At 51.3% G+C, this 14,279-nt stretch carries 24 protein-coding genes; 11 read left to right on the forward strand and 13 right to left on the reverse strand.

Annotated features, from left to right (window positions below):
- Positions 1 to 59: 59 nt before the first annotated feature.
- From L350_RS07955 to L350_RS23425, 13 genes are all read right to left on the reverse strand, one after another.
- The gene (locus L350_RS07955) at positions 60 to 605 is read right to left on the reverse strand and encodes a hypothetical protein (RefSeq protein ID WP_050595079.1); all 546 of its coding nucleotides are present in this window, start codon (positions 603 to 605) and stop codon (positions 60 to 62) included.
- Positions 602 to 1,042, reverse strand: a complete 441-nt coding sequence (locus L350_RS07950; RefSeq protein WP_032625751.1) for a lysozyme — start codon at positions 1,040 to 1,042, stop codon at positions 602 to 604. The genes L350_RS07955 and L350_RS07950 overlap by 4 nt, the downstream gene beginning before the upstream one ends.
- Positions 1,042 to 1,317, reverse strand: a complete 276-nt coding sequence (locus tag L350_RS07945; protein ID WP_032625754.1) for a phage holin family protein — start codon at positions 1,315 to 1,317, stop codon at positions 1,042 to 1,044. The genes L350_RS07950 and L350_RS07945 overlap by 1 nt, the downstream gene beginning before the upstream one ends.
- Positions 1,314 to 1,712, reverse strand: a complete 399-nt coding sequence (locus L350_RS07940; RefSeq protein ID WP_032625756.1) for a putative holin — start codon at positions 1,710 to 1,712, stop codon at positions 1,314 to 1,316. Before L350_RS07940 ends, L350_RS07945 begins: the two co-directional genes overlap by 4 nt.
- Before the next feature lie 116 nt (positions 1,713 to 1,828).
- Positions 1,829 to 2,443: a methyltransferase domain-containing protein gene (locus tag L350_RS07935; protein WP_032625759.1), complete on the reverse strand. Its 615-nt coding sequence runs from the start codon at positions 2,441 to 2,443 to the stop codon at positions 1,829 to 1,831.
- The gene (locus tag L350_RS23420; protein WP_071993632.1) at positions 2,349 to 3,290 is read right to left on the reverse strand and encodes a hypothetical protein; all 942 of its coding nucleotides are present in this window, start codon (positions 3,288 to 3,290) and stop codon (positions 2,349 to 2,351) included. The genes L350_RS07935 and L350_RS23420 overlap by 95 nt, the downstream gene beginning before the upstream one ends.
- Complete coding sequence (locus L350_RS07925) at positions 3,287 to 3,835, reverse strand: motility associated factor glycosyltransferase family protein (protein ID WP_032625764.1); 549 nt, start codon at positions 3,833 to 3,835, stop codon at positions 3,287 to 3,289. Before L350_RS07925 ends, L350_RS23420 begins: the two co-directional genes overlap by 4 nt.
- 303 nt (positions 3,836 to 4,138) lie before the next feature.
- Complete coding sequence (locus L350_RS07920) at positions 4,139 to 4,942, reverse strand: antitermination protein Q (RefSeq protein ID WP_032625766.1); 804 nt, start codon at positions 4,940 to 4,942, stop codon at positions 4,139 to 4,141.
- On the reverse strand, positions 4,939 to 5,799 hold the full coding sequence (locus L350_RS07915) for a hypothetical protein (RefSeq protein ID WP_032625769.1): 861 nt from the start codon (positions 5,797 to 5,799) through the stop codon (positions 4,939 to 4,941). The genes L350_RS07920 and L350_RS07915 overlap by 4 nt, the downstream gene beginning before the upstream one ends.
- On the reverse strand, positions 5,799 to 6,773 hold the full coding sequence (locus L350_RS07910) for a toprim domain-containing protein (RefSeq protein WP_032625772.1): 975 nt from the start codon (positions 6,771 to 6,773) through the stop codon (positions 5,799 to 5,801). The genes L350_RS07915 and L350_RS07910 overlap by 1 nt, the downstream gene beginning before the upstream one ends.
- Positions 6,770 to 8,386 (reverse strand): DEAD/DEAH box helicase, encoded by a 1,617-nt coding sequence (locus L350_RS07905; RefSeq protein ID WP_032625775.1) that lies wholly within the window; start codon positions 8,384 to 8,386, stop codon positions 6,770 to 6,772. The genes L350_RS07910 and L350_RS07905 overlap by 4 nt, the downstream gene beginning before the upstream one ends.
- A gap of 414 nt (positions 8,387 to 8,800) precedes the next feature.
- Positions 8,801 to 9,118: a hypothetical protein gene (locus L350_RS07900; protein ID WP_032625777.1), complete on the reverse strand. Its 318-nt coding sequence runs from the start codon at positions 9,116 to 9,118 to the stop codon at positions 8,801 to 8,803.
- Positions 9,090 to 9,314 carry a helix-turn-helix transcriptional regulator gene (locus L350_RS23425; protein WP_032625779.1) on the reverse strand — a complete coding sequence of 75 codons (225 nt, stop codon included), beginning with the start codon at positions 9,312 to 9,314 and terminating at the stop codon, positions 9,090 to 9,092. The genes L350_RS07900 and L350_RS23425 overlap by 29 nt, the downstream gene beginning before the upstream one ends.
- Before the next feature lie 98 nt (positions 9,315 to 9,412).
- Here L350_RS23425 and L350_RS07890 point away from each other — a divergent pair, with 98 nt between their 5' ends.
- From L350_RS07890 to L350_RS07845, 11 genes are all read left to right on the forward strand, one after another.
- Positions 9,413 to 10,081 carry a LexA family protein gene (locus L350_RS07890; RefSeq protein ID WP_032625781.1) on the forward strand — a complete coding sequence of 223 codons (669 nt, stop codon included), beginning with the start codon at positions 9,413 to 9,415 and terminating at the stop codon, positions 10,079 to 10,081.
- Between the two features lie 171 nt (positions 10,082 to 10,252).
- On the forward strand, positions 10,253 to 10,579 hold the full coding sequence (locus L350_RS07885; protein WP_032625785.1) for a hypothetical protein: 327 nt from the start codon (positions 10,253 to 10,255) through the stop codon (positions 10,577 to 10,579).
- Entirely contained in the window at positions 10,572 to 10,760 is a 189-nt protein-coding gene (locus L350_RS07880; protein ID WP_032625787.1) for a hypothetical protein, read from the forward strand. The genes L350_RS07885 and L350_RS07880 overlap by 8 nt, the downstream gene beginning before the upstream one ends.
- A gap of 161 nt (positions 10,761 to 10,921) precedes the next feature.
- Positions 10,922 to 11,287, forward strand: a complete 366-nt coding sequence (locus L350_RS07875) for a hypothetical protein (RefSeq protein WP_032625789.1) — start codon at positions 10,922 to 10,924, stop codon at positions 11,285 to 11,287.
- Positions 11,280 to 11,492: a hypothetical protein gene (locus tag L350_RS07870; protein WP_023150192.1), complete on the forward strand. Its 213-nt coding sequence runs from the start codon at positions 11,280 to 11,282 to the stop codon at positions 11,490 to 11,492. Before L350_RS07875 ends, L350_RS07870 begins: the two co-directional genes overlap by 8 nt.
- Complete coding sequence (locus L350_RS24730; protein WP_023325729.1) at positions 11,464 to 11,685, forward strand: ParE family toxin-like protein; 222 nt, start codon at positions 11,464 to 11,466, stop codon at positions 11,683 to 11,685. Before L350_RS07870 ends, L350_RS24730 begins: the two co-directional genes overlap by 29 nt.
- Positions 11,682 to 11,906, forward strand: coding sequence for a hypothetical protein (locus tag L350_RS24735; RefSeq protein WP_023325730.1), 225 nt, complete (start codon positions 11,682 to 11,684; stop codon positions 11,904 to 11,906). Before L350_RS24730 ends, L350_RS24735 begins: the two co-directional genes overlap by 4 nt.
- Before the next feature lie 100 nt (positions 11,907 to 12,006).
- On the forward strand, positions 12,007 to 12,366 hold the full coding sequence (locus L350_RS24320) for a hypothetical protein (RefSeq protein ID WP_071993633.1): 360 nt from the start codon (positions 12,007 to 12,009) through the stop codon (positions 12,364 to 12,366).
- The gene (locus L350_RS07855) at positions 12,350 to 12,685 is read left to right on the forward strand and encodes a hypothetical protein (protein ID WP_032625795.1); all 336 of its coding nucleotides are present in this window, start codon (positions 12,350 to 12,352) and stop codon (positions 12,683 to 12,685) included. The genes L350_RS24320 and L350_RS07855 overlap by 17 nt, the downstream gene beginning before the upstream one ends.
- Entirely contained in the window at positions 12,675 to 12,884 is a 210-nt protein-coding gene (locus L350_RS24740; protein ID WP_000050710.1) for a hypothetical protein, read from the forward strand. The genes L350_RS07855 and L350_RS24740 overlap by 11 nt, the downstream gene beginning before the upstream one ends.
- The gene (locus L350_RS07845) at positions 12,839 to 14,011 is read left to right on the forward strand and encodes an Arm DNA-binding domain-containing protein (protein WP_032625797.1); all 1,173 of its coding nucleotides are present in this window, start codon (positions 12,839 to 12,841) and stop codon (positions 14,009 to 14,011) included. The genes L350_RS24740 and L350_RS07845 overlap by 46 nt, the downstream gene beginning before the upstream one ends.
- Positions 14,012 to 14,279: the final 268 nt, after the last annotated feature.

Here is a 14,279-nt window from a genome sequence, read left to right on the forward strand (position 1 = left end):
CAAAAAACATTATCAAAGCCACTCAGTGAATGACTTTTGTAATGTCATGCTGGCAATAGTCATTGCCTGCCCTTCTCAATTTCACGTATCCCAGCCAGCTGGTTATTCGCTTTTTCGATAGCGGCCAGCAGCGGCTTGATCCAGAGAACAGCCTGGCAATACGTCAGCGTGCTGGGGGTAGTGGCGCTATCACTGGCTGCGTCAGCGTTCCCGGAATTGGTGTGCATTGCGCTGGCACGTAAACTGTTCGCGTAGCTGAGCAGCCCACCAGCGACATCAGCAGGAACAGGCAGATCACAGGTTTTTTCACGGCGGAGGATCTCCCGGTATTCGATAACCGTATTATCGGAGCTGGCATCAATCAGTGAATTTAGTCGGCTGGCGTTTTCGGCCACCTGGTTAAACCGGTTGAAGTTGAAAGCCTGAGCAGCGATAACCGTCCCCTGCAGGGTGTTGTCACTGCGCAGAACGTCATTATCACTCTTTAGCGTAGCAACGTCAGATCGGCTGTTTGCCAACAGGACACACAGTACGGCGACTACCGCAATGACGACCACCAGCAGTATCAGACGCCATGAGGCTTTAATATCAGCAAGGGTAATCACGACAGGAACAGAGCACGCTCCGCCTCACGCCGACGGGTCAGCCCATTCAGAACTTTGCCACCGGCTTTATTCCAGCGCAGGAACTCGTCGGCAGCGCCAGCGTAATCACCGGCGTTGAGTTTGCGCAGGAGGGTCGATGTCGACAGGGAGCGAGCGCCGAGGTTATACGTGAACGACACCAGCGCATCGAACTGGCCCTGAGTCAGTCCGACTTTGACCAGGCGCGAGACGTCATTTTCGTAGCTGACCAGCCCTGTTTTCAGAAGGCGCTCTGCAGTCTCCTGTTTAATGAGCATCCCGGCGCGAATTGGCTTTCCATCGACAGGCTGGGTCCACCCATAACCAATCGTCCAGACGCCTACGCTGTCCTGGTAAGCGGCAAGTTTGCATCCTTCAAACTCTTTAATCAGGGAAATCCCTTTATCACTGGTTTGCATTACGATGCCCTCACAAATTTTGCCAGATTCCCACCGGCCAGCCATACCGCAACGCAAACCGTCGCATTCAGCATGAATTCACCAGGGTCAACCTGCATGTAATCGCCGTGGATGATCCGGAATGCGGTATACCCGGCGGACAGAATTATCAGATACGCAAACAATGAGACGCCACGCCGGTACGATTTTCCCGTCTTATTGAAGAACATCAGACGGAACATTATCAGCAGGCAAACCACCGCGTTTGCGTGAGGAATCAGCGAATCCCATATCATTCATCACCCCCATCCAGTCCGGGAAGGCTCCCGTTTTTGGATTTGGACAAAATGCGAAGAAGGATAGCGACCGAAATGGACGCGGCCACCAGCGCGCCGATATTTGGTGAAACTTCGATGGTCACTGGTGGCGTCAGCAAACTAAGTGCTGAGTTAATAACGCCTGCCATAATTGTCGCCATAGGCACCGCGAACGAGACGCCACCAAGAAACGAAATAATCGCGAATATCGCCTGTTTCCATATCTGGTGCGGCTCAGACGTCAACACATAGAGCGCAGCACCTCCGAGAGAGAAAAGCATTACGCCGGGAGTGGCTTCGGGGAAAAGGGTAGCAAGCGTCACCCCCACAGTCCCGGCAGCAAACCCACCAGCTACAGTTAATGGATCAGACATATGATTTCCGTGTGTAGGGTTCAGGCTATCGGGCTGGATTTAACACAAAGCACGTCGAGGATGATTCCCGTAGCCTGAAAAAGAAGCCCGCCGAAGCGGGCAAAATGAGGGTTAACTCAAGTACGCCTGAAAGCGTAAGTACCAACATCTTTGCGCCCGAGCTCACACTCGATATTGTTGTGTTCCACGCATTCGAAGCCCTGCTCTGCAAACCAGCGCCTGATACCTTCATCAGTGAAATACCAGATGTGCTCGTTCTTTCTGAAATGATGGGAGCGGAGAATGTCTCCGGCATCAGTGAAAATCGGGATCGACACGAACACGTATTCACTGGCCTGCTGTACCGCCAGCTCCGGCTCGTCGATGTGTTCAAGTACATCCCACATCGTCAATGCTCGCCACTTATTGGCGTAGAGATCTGCGAATGCGCCCCGCTCATTCAGCCAGGCAATACCAGCCGGATTAACGTCATACCCAAGCGTTCCCGGTCGGGTAGAGACGAACTGACCGGCACCGATACCAACGTCGAGAACAGGGCCGTGAAAATGGCGCTCCACCAGCTCAATACGGGATTGCGTTAAAGCTCTGCCCGTTTCGGTGTCGGCCAGTTGCTGATACTTTGCGAAATACTGCTCGTCATACGGGCGTGATGCCGGAACGGGATAACGTCCGATCCCCAGCTCCGGTAAAAATACCAGCCCGCTTTCCAGTTCCTGATAAAACGACTTCATGGAGCCAGGCCTCGAATTTATCGGAGAAATTTGAAATCCGCTTGTCGCAGTGGTGATCCCATGCTTCACAGCGGCAGTAATTGTCGGGAATTGCCCAGCCAACCCGGGAGAGGTCCATCGCCGGATCGGTTACGATTTCCGGTGCGTTGTGACCACCTCGCCCACCAGCGACAACGTACACCGGCGTTTTATAGGCAATAGCAGCAGGAAGCGCCCAGCCCACCGGAGTAACCACCACGGCGGCATGTTCAATCAAGCGCATCAGCGATTTGAAGTTGAGCTGGCCGGAGTGCATGCGCAGATCTGCTTCGGGAAGTTCACCAACGGCCCACTCCTCCCCCTCCTGCAGGTCAGCCACGCTGATTACGCAGAAATGCTTTCTTAGTAGCCGGGATGCCTGCAGCAGGTAATCCGGATCAGGATTACGGGAGTCGCTGCGCCATTCGCTGCGAACAGTTGCCGGACGAATTACCGCGAGCGGCTTTTCAGACGTAAATTCAGCGGGTCCGTAAGAGGGCAAGTCGAGTTCTGACGGCTCGGTGCCAAACTGCTGGCGCATCGCGTCAAATATTGAACCGCGCCGTAGATGATCCGGACCGTAGAAAATCCGTTTTGTCTGGCGCATATCTGGCGGCAGGTGAAAAGCAGCCTGCGTCCGGTACTCGTTTTTGCGCTGCGTGCGGAGCGTTGTAAAACTGCGAACGGGCAGAACGGGCAAATCTTCATACAGTTCGGGCCAGGCGGTCCGGATATAAGTACCGGCTGGCAACTGCTTAACGAAAGCGCGCTGGTAGATGTTGTCACCCATGCCCAGCATGCCTTCAATGAATAGAGGAACGTTTATCATGCTACCTCGCGTAAAGCCTCATTGAGGCCGAGACGCCGGAAGCACTTAAGCGCTGTCTGGCGGCTACTGTTGATGATATTCACCTTACCGGCCAGCGCTCTGGCGGTATTGGCAAACTCCCCGCGCCATCGCGTAACACTCTCTGCTGTAGGATTATCCAGCCCGACGTGATCACCATGCCAGTGACTACCGCCATTAATGGAGCAGTCAAATCCTAACAGGATGATGTTTTTCGCCCCTTGGCTGGCAGCAAACAGAATCGAGCGCTGCCCGGAGTTGAAGGCCCACCGGGTATCTGTATCAAACAGATTTAGCCCATAGCGTTTATGAGCCCGGTAATTACAGGTCCAGCGAGAGGCGGAGGACGGCAGAACATCGATGTTTGCATCCCACCAGCGCAGATCACCCGCGTAAATGTATTCACAATCAGGCACGGCTCGCCAGGTGGAGTTAACAGCAATAACCGGCAGCCCCGATCCGGAGATCAGTTCGCAATCTGATTTATTGAGAGACGGGCCGGATGCACAAATGATGAATGTATTCATTCGTGTTGACCTGGTTCGGGAGTAATTGGTTACGGTTGCCGATGCTTATCTTCGGCTTGTCTCTAAGGACTGCAATTAACCGTAACGGGGAGAGCACTGAGCCTACTGTGACGGGTTATCGTCACTCTTTCCCCCGAAGGGTGGCCCTCGACGCAGAACGCCCGTAAGCCCAATGCTCTTCCCTGTTACGGCCATAAAAAAACCCGCTCGGAGGCGGGTTTGTTTTCGTGTAGGCGCAATAACCTACGATTTGAAGCATACACGACAAGTTCGGACAAAATCAAGCTTAAAGTCGCTAATATGCTAAATTTTGTTCGCAACGTCACGAAAGCTCGTTGCGTCCTGAAACGCAGAGTCTGCTTTTTGTTCTTCCCTGTGACAGACGTCGACAAGCACCTCCAGGAACGGTTTCCAGTTACGGGTCCACGTTCTGACGTGCAGATCCGGGACTCGCTTCAGTATCGCTTTATAGGCTGCAGTAGACGGTACCCCAGAAAATCCATTTCCGCTGCAGCGCTCGCAGGTTTTAAACACCGGCGCGCCGCGCTCGCTTGTGGCTTTGCGGTCGAGCACCTCACCTTTGCCGCCGCAACGGCATCGGGCCAGCAGCTCACCTTTACCGTTACATGCCGCGCATTTGCGCTTGACCAGTTCGTGCTTGATTTTCGGCGGTACGATTTCCATTCCGTCAGAGTTGAAGACTCCAGGATGTTTGATCACATCCTCATACTGAGAGGTTAATCCGCTGCCGCTGCAGCTGTGACACGTCACGCTGGTTTCCGCAGAACGGGAGTATTCGGCAAAGGCGAATTGTGCGAGCACCATCATGCACCAGCCAAACTCACCTGCCGCTGCTTTACGTACATTCCTGGGCGCTGATTCCATTGCATGACGCGCCAGAGCCTGTACAGCCAACTGCTCATCGCTTTTGCTGATCCCGGTCTTACCAAAGAAGGCAGCCAGACCAAACCGCGCTCGGCTGCTGGTGGTACCAATGGCCGCCATAACATCGGTGCCGGTGATACGATCCGGAGAGGTTCCTTTCACGTCGTCGCTGATGTGCATTCCCTGAGGGCTAAAATGTTTTAGTGATGCCTCCAGTTTCATTCTTCACACTCCCCTACCAGGTTAAGAATTACCGCCGCGCCGTTGTCTTCCATAAATTCGTCCTTTCCGCTTGCCAGAAACCAGCGGCATACTTCCACGGCTTCAGATCGCGTCACGGGTTTGATGGTTGCGAGCAGTTTTTCCAAGTAGCACTCACGGTCATAAACTGATTTATGATGCTCTGAATAGCCAAAGTCATAGCCGAGTTCCTTACCTGCCGTATTGCGTACACTGTAGAGCCAGTCCCAGTAAACGAACTCACGGACGACATCAGAAAGGGTGTTAGGCGTTGGCAGAACTTCACGATATCCATCAACATATTTACGACGCTGATCGTCAATTTCAAACATACGGCCGCCACCAATATGACCGGCTTCGAGTTCCTCCGGAGTCCATCCCCATTCGTAATCATCAATAAATTTCTCGGAAGATTTGATTACTCGCTCGGCCTCCACATCTTCGAACGCTGCCTCATAGTTGCCGAACGTGGCCCTGACTGATGCTGCTTTTTTGATGCTCTCACGGGCGTTCTTGATAGCCCGAGCCGGGTTATCCATACCGATGGTACCGAAAGCAACCTGGAAAGGATCGCCACCATTCGCCAGTAGATAACGCGAATAGCGTTCCTCGGCCTCTTTTGGGGAGATTTTAATTTTCTCCAGCGCGGCTTCAGCTGCGTCCAGATGCGCGGGTTCGTTCAGGCGGATAACCTCCAGCACCCAAAGATAAGCATCCGTCTGCTTATGCCCGGTGATTCTCCGTTGCTCGGGCAGAGGCTTGATGTTTGCGAGGGCGGAGCTGTGCGCTGCCGTCGGGATGGTGAATAGTGCTTTATGTTCGTTGTTATCAGTACGCATTACGCAGCCGCCTTTTTCTTGAAGAAAACCACCTCACGAACCTGATCGCCGTTCATGAGCATGTCGTTAAAATCCCCGTAATCCGGGTAGTAGATGCTGATTTTTTCCAGGTCATTTTTTGCCAGTAAGTTGGCATGGGCGCATTCCGTGGCCGCAGCCAATCCGGTGGCGCTGTTTACGTCTCGATCTGCGAAAATAATCAAATTTTTCACACCTGCAGGAACACGGAATTTCTTCATGAATCCGCTGGTCATGGTGGCCCAGGTGTTAACGTTGTACAGCTGCTTGCAGGAAAGAGCCGTTTCGATACCCTCGGCAATTCCGAGGGTCGTCGCTACCGGGAACATGCGAATAGCGACAGAACGGGCATGATCCAGATAACTTTCGTCCTGAAGAGATTTCTGGCGCTTCGCTCCGGCAGAATCCCTTAGTTGGGCTTTCCGGTTACCGTCCAGTAAGGTTCTGTGCAGATAGCAAAGCTCGCCTTTATCGTCGGTTGCGAGTGAATACAGACACTGGTAAACCTTACCGCCGTAGCGTTGTTTATCATTGAACTTCACCGCCTCTTGTGGGAGCTGATAAATTCCCCTGGCCTGCAGATAATCCGCCCCGGTAGTTCCTTTCAGGTTGACCAGTTTCGAAAATTTGGACAGAACCCGATCACGGGCGCTTACTGCATCTGAAGTGCGCGGGAACGCTTCGCGGGTAAAGTTGTTACCAATCAGCTGGTCTATTTCCCTGCAAATTTCATTGAATGGCTTCCCTTGTGTCAGAGTGACAAGCTTCATTCCGTCACCGCTGCCGCAGGTACAGATCCATGTTCCCCGGCCATCCCGATCATCAATACGCAACTTTCCCCGCGCACCACATACCGGACATTCGCCTTTAAAATGATTTCTGGCATTAATGGGGGGTAACCCGAAGTGCTCAAAAATCATTGCCCATTGACCTTTTGCTGCTTCTGCCGTCTTCATGCTCGTTTTCCTAACTGCTGTTTGATATCGCTAATCGCTTTCTGTGCTTGTTGTACTGAGGATGGGGCAACCGTGCCTGATGCCTCCTGCAGGCGCTTGGCCTTCTCCTGCCCTTTCGCATACGCAATCAATTTGTGCCGGATGAAATTAGAGACGGTCGGCGTGATCTCCATCGGGAAATCGCTCAACCCGTTAGGCCACTCGTCAAACCGTTCGCGAAAGGTATTTGCACACCAGCCATCGCTGACGGGCTTTTTCCCCTGCGATACGCGCTGGCGCTGATAGAATTTGATCTGACTCCACCAGGCCTGTTTCTCTGCCTTAGTGGGCTGATGCTGGTTTTTACCCAGCTTTTTGAGTTTGCGGCCGGTGTCGGTTTCGACGTCCTCACCGCCCAGCGGCTTATGCCCACATTTCGGGCATACATAGACGCCAGCTGGCTTCATGTAATGGCATTGAGAGCATTCGTGTGGCAGCTTTTCGGCCCGTTCCTCAGCTGCGCGGCGCGCGCTTTCCTCCATGCCGTCAGACTTACCGGGAAGATCGTCGTACTCGATTGAATCCGGATAACCCAAACGGTGTACGGTGCCGCTATGATCGAAGATGAGGCAGGACTCTTTACCCGGTGCTGTGCGCAGTCCACGGCCGAGCGCCTGCAACCAGCGAATTTCGCTTTTTGTTGGCCTGGCGTAGATGATGCAACGAACGTCACTATCGAAGCCGGCCACCAGAACGCCCACACTAACGATGATTTTCGTTGCACCGGTTTCAAAGCGGTGAATGATGGTCTGGCGCTCATCCACTGGAGTGTCGGCGGTCATGACCTCAGCATTAACACCCGCCAGGTTAAACTGGATTGTCAGGTAATTGGCGTGGGCTACGTTGACGCAGAAAGCGATGGTAGGCAGATCCCGGCCATTCTCCAGCCAGTTCTGTACGATGTCGCCCACCAGCGTAGAGCCGCACATGATTTCAGCCAGCTGCGTTTCGTTGTAATCGCTGCCGTACTCAAGCGATGCTTTGGTTTTAACACCTTTAAGATCCGGCTTAGTTGGCGCGTAAAATTCGTATTTACTCAGATCGCCACGCTGGATTAACTCGCCAATGGTGGTCGGCTTAATCAGTCGGTCATAGTATTTGCCCAGGAACGGGGAAAACGGAGTACCCGACAGGCCAATCACCTTTACGCCTTTGCCGCGCAGACGTTCGATATCCTTCAGGATGCGTTTTTTACGCAGGTGTGCTTCGTCGATAATCAGCAGATCGATGTTTTCAGGAAAAACACGACGAATAAGCGTGTCGGCGCTGGCAATCTGAATTTTCCGGTCCGGATCGTAGTTCGGGTGATCTGCCCAGATATAACCGATTTCATCCCCCGGTAACCCATACTCCACGAACCGATTAGCCGTCTGACCGATCAGGATGGTGTACGGTGCACAGAACAGGACGCGCATACCACGGCTGACAAACCCGGCGACGATGAAGGCGGCCAAACCTGTTTTACCGCTACCGGTTGGCGAGTACACCATGAAGGTGTCGTTTGCCTTCCAGTCACGGCGCAACATGTTTAGCGCTCGTTCCTGTGCAAAATTCGGCGTGATCGTCAGCTCCATTGTGCTGCCCCCGTGCTGATGAGATAATAATTTTGTGATGTGGTTTTCATGGATTCCCCCTCACATGGCTGGTGGCCTCCCCAAAGGCTGCCAGCCTCCCTTCTGATTCAGCTCCTCTGAAAAAATCACTCTTCCAGGAAGAACCCTTTTCGTTTCTCAGCGCCTGAGCGCTTTGTACTACCTTGCTGATACAGGCGTTTTTTTAAATTGCGCCCTTAAGACAGTGATCTACCTAACCAATGGATCTCTCCTGTTGGAAAAGACCCTATTCCTGCCCCTACACCCAATCCCCCCTTACCCCCCTTTCCCTCTTCCCCATAAAAACGTACTACTTCCCTAGTACATATGAGGAGTTGGGTCAGTTGGTTGCCAACCTGAACAGGCACCTTTAAGCCTGTTTCTGTTCGGGTACCTTTAAACCCGAAACAATGAGGAGCGCGATTGCGTTCCAGCCAGGGGAGGTTCGGCGGTATACCCCTGTAAAGCTCTGCCCTGATTTCTCACAAACAGGCGAAGCCTTGTGTTTGCTTCATGCCTTGCCCGGTTCTCCTTGCGGTAGGAAACGGGTTCAGCTTCGAACGTCTCCTGATACACAGCTGCATAACGCTGGATAGCTTTTTGTCGTGCAGTTGGTGTCAGGCTAAGTAACTGCTGCTTGATCCACTCGGCATCAGCTTTTGAGTGGGTATCCGGCAGCAGTGCGTTATCGAAGTTGCTCTCCGGTATGTTCATCGGAAAAAACCTCATCCAGACTGGTTTCATATCCGAGCTGCTTAAAGGCGCTCACAATGCGTTTCCCAACTTCAATATCTGGGATTCGACGACCAGTTTCGTAGTGGCTAACGGCCCCTTGAGAGCTAGCGATCAACGCTGCCAGCTCCCCCTGGGTCACTTTTGCTTTCAGCCTTAGGCTCTTAATACCGCTCATTCGGATAGTTCCTATCTAAATAATACATAACGTACTATACACACATAAAACAATAATACAAAATGGAAGTTGCTCAAAAAATACGGATTGTAATAATCATGTCTATGAAACAGAGATGGCAGGACCTGGCGAAATCCAGGATGAAAGAAGTCGGAATGACTCAAGAACAGCTAGCTGAAGCACTCGGTATGACACAGGGTGGGCTAGGCCATTGGCTAAACGGAAGACGTGAACCTAACCTGGAGGTCATAGCAAAAATTTTTAAAATTCTACAAATGCCAGGTTTTGTGGTTGACGCTGACGGCGCAGTGAGCGACGCAAGAGCTGATCACAATGTGTCATTTCACGCGATGAATGAATCGAAAGGAAGCTACCCCGTAATCAGTTGGGTCAGCGCAGGGGATTGGATGGAAGCAGTGGAGCCATATCATAGGCGCGCGATCGACCGCTGGTATGATACAACCGTGGAATGTTCAGAAGATTCATTTTGGTTAGATGTCAGAGGGGATTCGATGACATCGCCAGCTGGGCTTAGCATTCCCGAAGGCATGGTTATACTGGTCGATCCTCAGGTTGAACCCATCAACGGAAAGTTAGTTGTCGCTAAGCTCGATGGGGATAACGAGGCCACTTTCAAAAAGCTGGTTATCGATGCTGGTCAACGATTCCTCAAGCCGTTAAACCCTCAATATCCCATCATTCCCATAAACGGTAATTGCCGTATTATCGGCGTCGTGGTTGACGCAAAGATAACCAATCTGCCATAGAGCACAAGCCGCGCAAGCGGCTTTTTTTATGCCATGCGCCCCCAAAAAAGACAAAAACACCTTTACAAACAGCAAGATAAAAATTAATACATCAGATTAATCCGTTTTGTATTGACGAGATTTAATACGTTATGTATTGTTGTTTCATCGGCAACAAATGGAGCCCATGAAATGAAAGCTAACCCGACAACTAAAAAAGTTTTCCAGCTTGTAGATATTCCTGATTACCGCTTCGCAGGTGACAAGGAAAAATGCAGTCATATTGATTTTGACCAAATCGCAACAGATTGCGATACAAAAACCATTTCTTTGCTAGAAGCTATCAATCACTTAGGGATCAGCATAATGAACGAGGCAGAGGAAAAGAACATCGATAAAAATAAACTCATGATGTTATCTGGCGCAATTGCTGATTTAGCAGAATTAGCAATTGCCACAAACAAGATCGCTATTTCATCTACTTATTCCTCCGGTTATAAGGATGCTGAAAATGCCTGATTTAACCTTGCAAAAAGCGGCTGCCAAAGCCTATCAAGCTGAAGTTGTCGCGCGGATGCTTGAGAACTATCCCCACAAGCTGACAGATTCTGATGTGGAAGCTGTGGCATCACTTTTGGCAGATCTTATTGGTCCGGTGGCTGCTTACCTTATTGAGGAAGAGTCAAAAAACCCAGCTTAAGAAATAATAAATATTTCTATTACAGGAGTAATCCTGGGGATTCTCACAATCAAATTAAGGTGAATCATGATTAATCGACAGGCATTTAAAACAGCCCAATTATTTAGCTCAATAGGTTATTGGTCTATAGGCATGCTTTATTTAAAAAAGGCATATGGCAAATGAATAATTTCATTACCACTTATCGCCGACGAATTTTAAAGGCTGCGTTATTACGCCACCAGCGTAAAACCGGAAGCACCTGCATCATTATCAATATGCCTAAGGGGGGAATAAACACCGTCGAATTAACAGAAATATTGCTTGATGGTCTGTTGAGACGATTCGAAAAGTTGGCTCTCAGTGAATACGGGAATATTGACGGCGTAAAAGCCATCAGAGGAATTTACAGCAACGCCGTAGATGTGAATGGCAGCGGTGAGTTCCTGACAGAAAGCGGAAAGGCATTAATCGACGATCTCATTGCTGAGCTGGTCGAGTTCGCCAAGAAACAAAAATCAGTCACAGCGGAGACAAGCCATGAGTGATCAGACACCAATTATCACGCACGAACCAGTAAATATCGTGCTGACAATCGAGAACGGGAAAGTTATCCACGCGCGCCCGGTTCAGAACGGCGAGGTTACAGCATCGCTGGAGACTTTTTTATGGATGGCTGAACGCGCCGGTTACACGATCACCCCACCTGCAGGAGAGAAGGACAATGGCCCTGACAGCGATACGAATTCCTGAATGGGTGCACCTGCAGGCGGTCCATGTCCTCCGCCAGTTCAGAGCCAGGCGGATTCATCCCTGCCGTATGCACGGCTCCGGAAACCTGAGCCTGAGGGTTAATCGCCGCTGGCGGCTGCTGTCCCGAGACGGCGGCCAGAATTGGGAAGTAATGAGCCATGAACGATACAGCAAACTGAAGGACAGAAAATGAAAATTCAACATCAGGACTATGGCGCCGTGGCGAACATCGTTATCACAAGCACTCTGTTTGAGTTCCGTAAACATAACAGAGTGGTAGATGTCACGCTGCTACACACACCCGGAATCGTAGCAACCCGTAGCGGGATGTTCTTCATGAGAACGGTTTTATCCGGCAAGTCCCGGGACATGCTCCGTGCGTACAGAGCTGTTTTTCGGGAGGCATCACGATGAAGTATTTCCTCCTCTCTATGCTGTTTAGCCTGTTGCTGGTGGCCGTCGTTTTCGGCGCGCTGATTGAGTATAAATTTTTGATAGGTTTCTGAGGTTAGATATGGGCGAAGTTAGCAATGGTCCGGTATCAAGTTTACCAGGGCACCTTTCGAGGGTTCCGGAAGGAACTAAATGCGATGTTCACCCCGATCGTGATGCCGTTCGCCGCGTTCAGGGTGAAACAGATTCATTTGGCTGCGAGTATCACGATATGTGCCAGGAATGCCACGTTGAATATGTGCGGGAATCTCAAACCGCCGATTATTTCGGTAAATGCAACTGGTGCGGCAAACACGCCGAGATTTTAATCCCTCATAGGGATATTGAAGAAGGTAGCTACGGTCGCGTCTATGAGGTGTGCAAACCCTGTATTGATGCTGAGCGCCAGCGCTGGGAGGAAGAAGATGAAGAACGGTGGTGAAGCCATGAACACAATTACCAATAAACAGTTAATAGCGCACATCACCGCAAAGATGGCGCGGATAAAGCCAAATTCGCAGATTAACGACAACCTCCGCAATGAAGCGCTGATGAATAAGCGCGCGTTGGAAATCGCACTGGTCGCGCTAACTGCCGAACCTGCGGCCGGTGGTTACCAACCAGCGATCGACATCTTGCGCGACAGAGCTGCTCGCGAACTTGATGGTGGTTTTCGCGCGCATCACAACGCCCTGATTTATGCCGCTAATGAACTGGAAAATGCCCAGGCTTTCGGGCAGGAGGTCAGCCATGAGTCTTGACTGTGTACCCCTTTCTACATACTGCAGGGACGCGGGGGAAACGGTAGAAGCCGTTAACAAACGGATACAAAGGGGGTTATGGAAGGAGGGAGTACATGTATTAAAAGTCGATGGCGTTAAAGAACGCTGGATTGACTTAACGGAGGTTTCAAAGTGGGCAAGAAAGAACAAGGATCATTATCTCTCCCAAGAGGAGTAACCATCCGCCAGCATAAAACTGGCGACACTCTGGTTATCACGTTCACATACAAAGGGGTTCTGTGCCGGGAGCCCCTCTCCAAAATGGAAGCAAACGCGCGCGGTGTGAAGTACGCCGAGCGCCTGCTCGGGGAGATACAAAACCAGATCGTCAGTGGCACCTTTGAATATGCGAAATATTTCCCCAACTCCAAAAAGCTGGAGCTGTTCGGGGTGGTGAAGAAAACCAAAAACATAAAGTCCTACCTGGACGAGTACCTGAAAATCTGCCAGAACCGCAACCTGTCCCCGTCGACTATAAATGGTTATGAAAAATGCCTGTCGGCGCTGTCAGCTCTGCATAAACTCCACGTATCAGAACTGACGCCAGCGGTCCTTAAAAACTGGATAGCCAGCCGGAAAACAAAGCTGAAAACGACCAGGAATAACCTTTCGTTTCTGCGCAGCGCCATCGACGAAGCTGTTACGGATGGCCTGCTGACCATTAACCCGGTAACCCTCGTCAGCGCCAGCCGGTACCACGTGATCGACAGCAGCCCGAGCGCCGACGATTACGAGGTTGACCCGTTCACGCCAGCGGAGACCCTCGCCATTTACCAGAGCTGCAGGTACCCGGAATGGGAAAACCTGTTCCGCTTTGCTTTCAATACCGGTCTGCGGAGCTCCGAACTGTGCGCGCTGCGCTGGCCTGATCTCGACACCATCGCGAACACAGCCCACGTCCAGGCGGCCAGTGTCGTAGGGGTACTTAAAGGCACCAAGACAAAAGCCGGTACCCGTAAGGTGGAGCTGAACAGTGAGGCGCTGGCGGCCCTGCAGGCGCAGAAGCAATACACCTTTATGAAAAGTGAGTTCATATTCAGCGATCCGAAAACGGGAGAACCCTGGGCGAACGCCGACGCTATCCGTAAAAAAGCATGGGTGCCGACCCTGAAAAAAGCTGGCGTGCGCTATCGTAACCCTTACCAGACGCGGCACACATTCGCCACCAAGCATATTAGCCAGGGCGTTAACCTCTTCTGGCTTGCCGGACAGATGGGCCACAAAGGGCCGGAAATGATATTCCGCAACTACGGTAAATACCTGGCTGAATATGACGGTAAAACCGCGATTTCAGCCGCGCTGTAGCGGGGTAAATATTTCAAAATGTTGGACAGAATCAGGACGTTAGACAGACCTCAATATGCACGTAAAATGCACGCGAGGCCTGTCAAAGTGACAGAATCCTTTATTTTCAATGAGTTAAATAACTTTCAGACGCGAGTTCAACTCCCGCCAGCTCCACCAAACATTGATGTACTGAAGTTCAGTAAAGTCTACTAAGCCCGCACAGCACAAGCTCTGCGGGCTTTTTTATGTCCATTGACGTCTAGTGAGAATTGCTGAGAACTACAAA

The organism is Enterobacter sp. MGH 4, assembly GCF_000534735.1.
GTDB classification, from domain to species: Bacteria; Pseudomonadota; Gammaproteobacteria; order Enterobacterales; family Enterobacteriaceae; genus Enterobacter; species Enterobacter intestinihominis.

Excerpts from the sequence above, each read along its gene's own strand:
- L350_RS07940 (WP_032625756.1), bottom strand. The coding sequence starts at position 1,712 with ATGTCTGATCCATTAACTGTAGCTGGTGGGTTTGCTGCCGGGACTGTG.
- L350_RS23425 (WP_032625779.1), bottom strand. The coding sequence starts at position 9,314 with ATGAGCGGTATTAAGAGCCTAAGGCTGAAAGCAAAAGTGACCCAGGGG.
- L350_RS07935 (WP_032625759.1), bottom strand. The coding sequence starts at position 2,443 with ATGAAGTCGTTTTATCAGGAACTGGAAAGCGGGCTGGTATTTTTACCG.
- L350_RS07920 (WP_032625766.1), bottom strand. The coding sequence starts at position 4,942 with ATGAAACTGGAGGCATCACTAAAACATTTTAGCCCTCAGGGAATGCAC.
- L350_RS24320 (WP_071993633.1), top strand. The coding sequence starts at position 12,007 with ATGGGCGAAGTTAGCAATGGTCCGGTATCAAGTTTACCAGGGCACCTT.
- L350_RS24740 (WP_000050710.1), top strand. The coding sequence starts at position 12,675 with ATGAGTCTTGACTGTGTACCCCTTTCTACATACTGCAGGGACGCGGGG.
- L350_RS07880 (WP_032625787.1), top strand. The coding sequence starts at position 10,572 with ATGCCTGATTTAACCTTGCAAAAAGCGGCTGCCAAAGCCTATCAAGCT.
- L350_RS07885 (WP_032625785.1), top strand. The coding sequence starts at position 10,253 with ATGAAAGCTAACCCGACAACTAAAAAAGTTTTCCAGCTTGTAGATATT.
- L350_RS07870 (WP_023150192.1), top strand. The coding sequence starts at position 11,280 with ATGAGTGATCAGACACCAATTATCACGCACGAACCAGTAAATATCGTG.
- L350_RS24735 (WP_023325730.1), top strand. The coding sequence starts at position 11,682 with ATGAAAATTCAACATCAGGACTATGGCGCCGTGGCGAACATCGTTATC.
- L350_RS24730 (WP_023325729.1), top strand. The coding sequence starts at position 11,464 with ATGGCCCTGACAGCGATACGAATTCCTGAATGGGTGCACCTGCAGGCG.
- L350_RS07900 (WP_032625777.1), bottom strand. The coding sequence starts at position 9,118 with ATGAACATACCGGAGAGCAACTTCGATAACGCACTGCTGCCGGATACC.
- L350_RS07855 (WP_032625795.1), top strand. The coding sequence starts at position 12,350 with ATGAAGAACGGTGGTGAAGCCATGAACACAATTACCAATAAACAGTTA.
- L350_RS23420 (WP_071993632.1), bottom strand. The coding sequence starts at position 3,290 with ATGATAAACGTTCCTCTATTCATTGAAGGCATGCTGGGCATGGGTGAC.
- L350_RS07915 (WP_032625769.1), bottom strand. The coding sequence starts at position 5,799 with ATGCGTACTGATAACAACGAACATAAAGCACTATTCACCATCCCGACG.
- L350_RS07875 (WP_032625789.1), top strand. The coding sequence starts at position 10,922 with ATGAATAATTTCATTACCACTTATCGCCGACGAATTTTAAAGGCTGCG.
- L350_RS07950 (WP_032625751.1), bottom strand. The coding sequence starts at position 1,042 with ATGCAAACCAGTGATAAAGGGATTTCCCTGATTAAAGAGTTTGAAGGA.
- L350_RS07925 (WP_032625764.1), bottom strand. The coding sequence starts at position 3,835 with ATGAATACATTCATCATTTGTGCATCCGGCCCGTCTCTCAATAAATCA.
- L350_RS07910 (WP_032625772.1), bottom strand. The coding sequence starts at position 6,773 with ATGAAGACGGCAGAAGCAGCAAAAGGTCAATGGGCAATGATTTTTGAG.
- L350_RS07945 (WP_032625754.1), bottom strand. The coding sequence starts at position 1,317 with ATGATATGGGATTCGCTGATTCCTCACGCAAACGCGGTGGTTTGCCTG.
- L350_RS07905 (WP_032625775.1), bottom strand. The coding sequence starts at position 8,386 with ATGGAGCTGACGATCACGCCGAATTTTGCACAGGAACGAGCGCTAAAC.
- L350_RS07890 (WP_032625781.1), top strand. The coding sequence starts at position 9,413 with ATGTCTATGAAACAGAGATGGCAGGACCTGGCGAAATCCAGGATGAAA.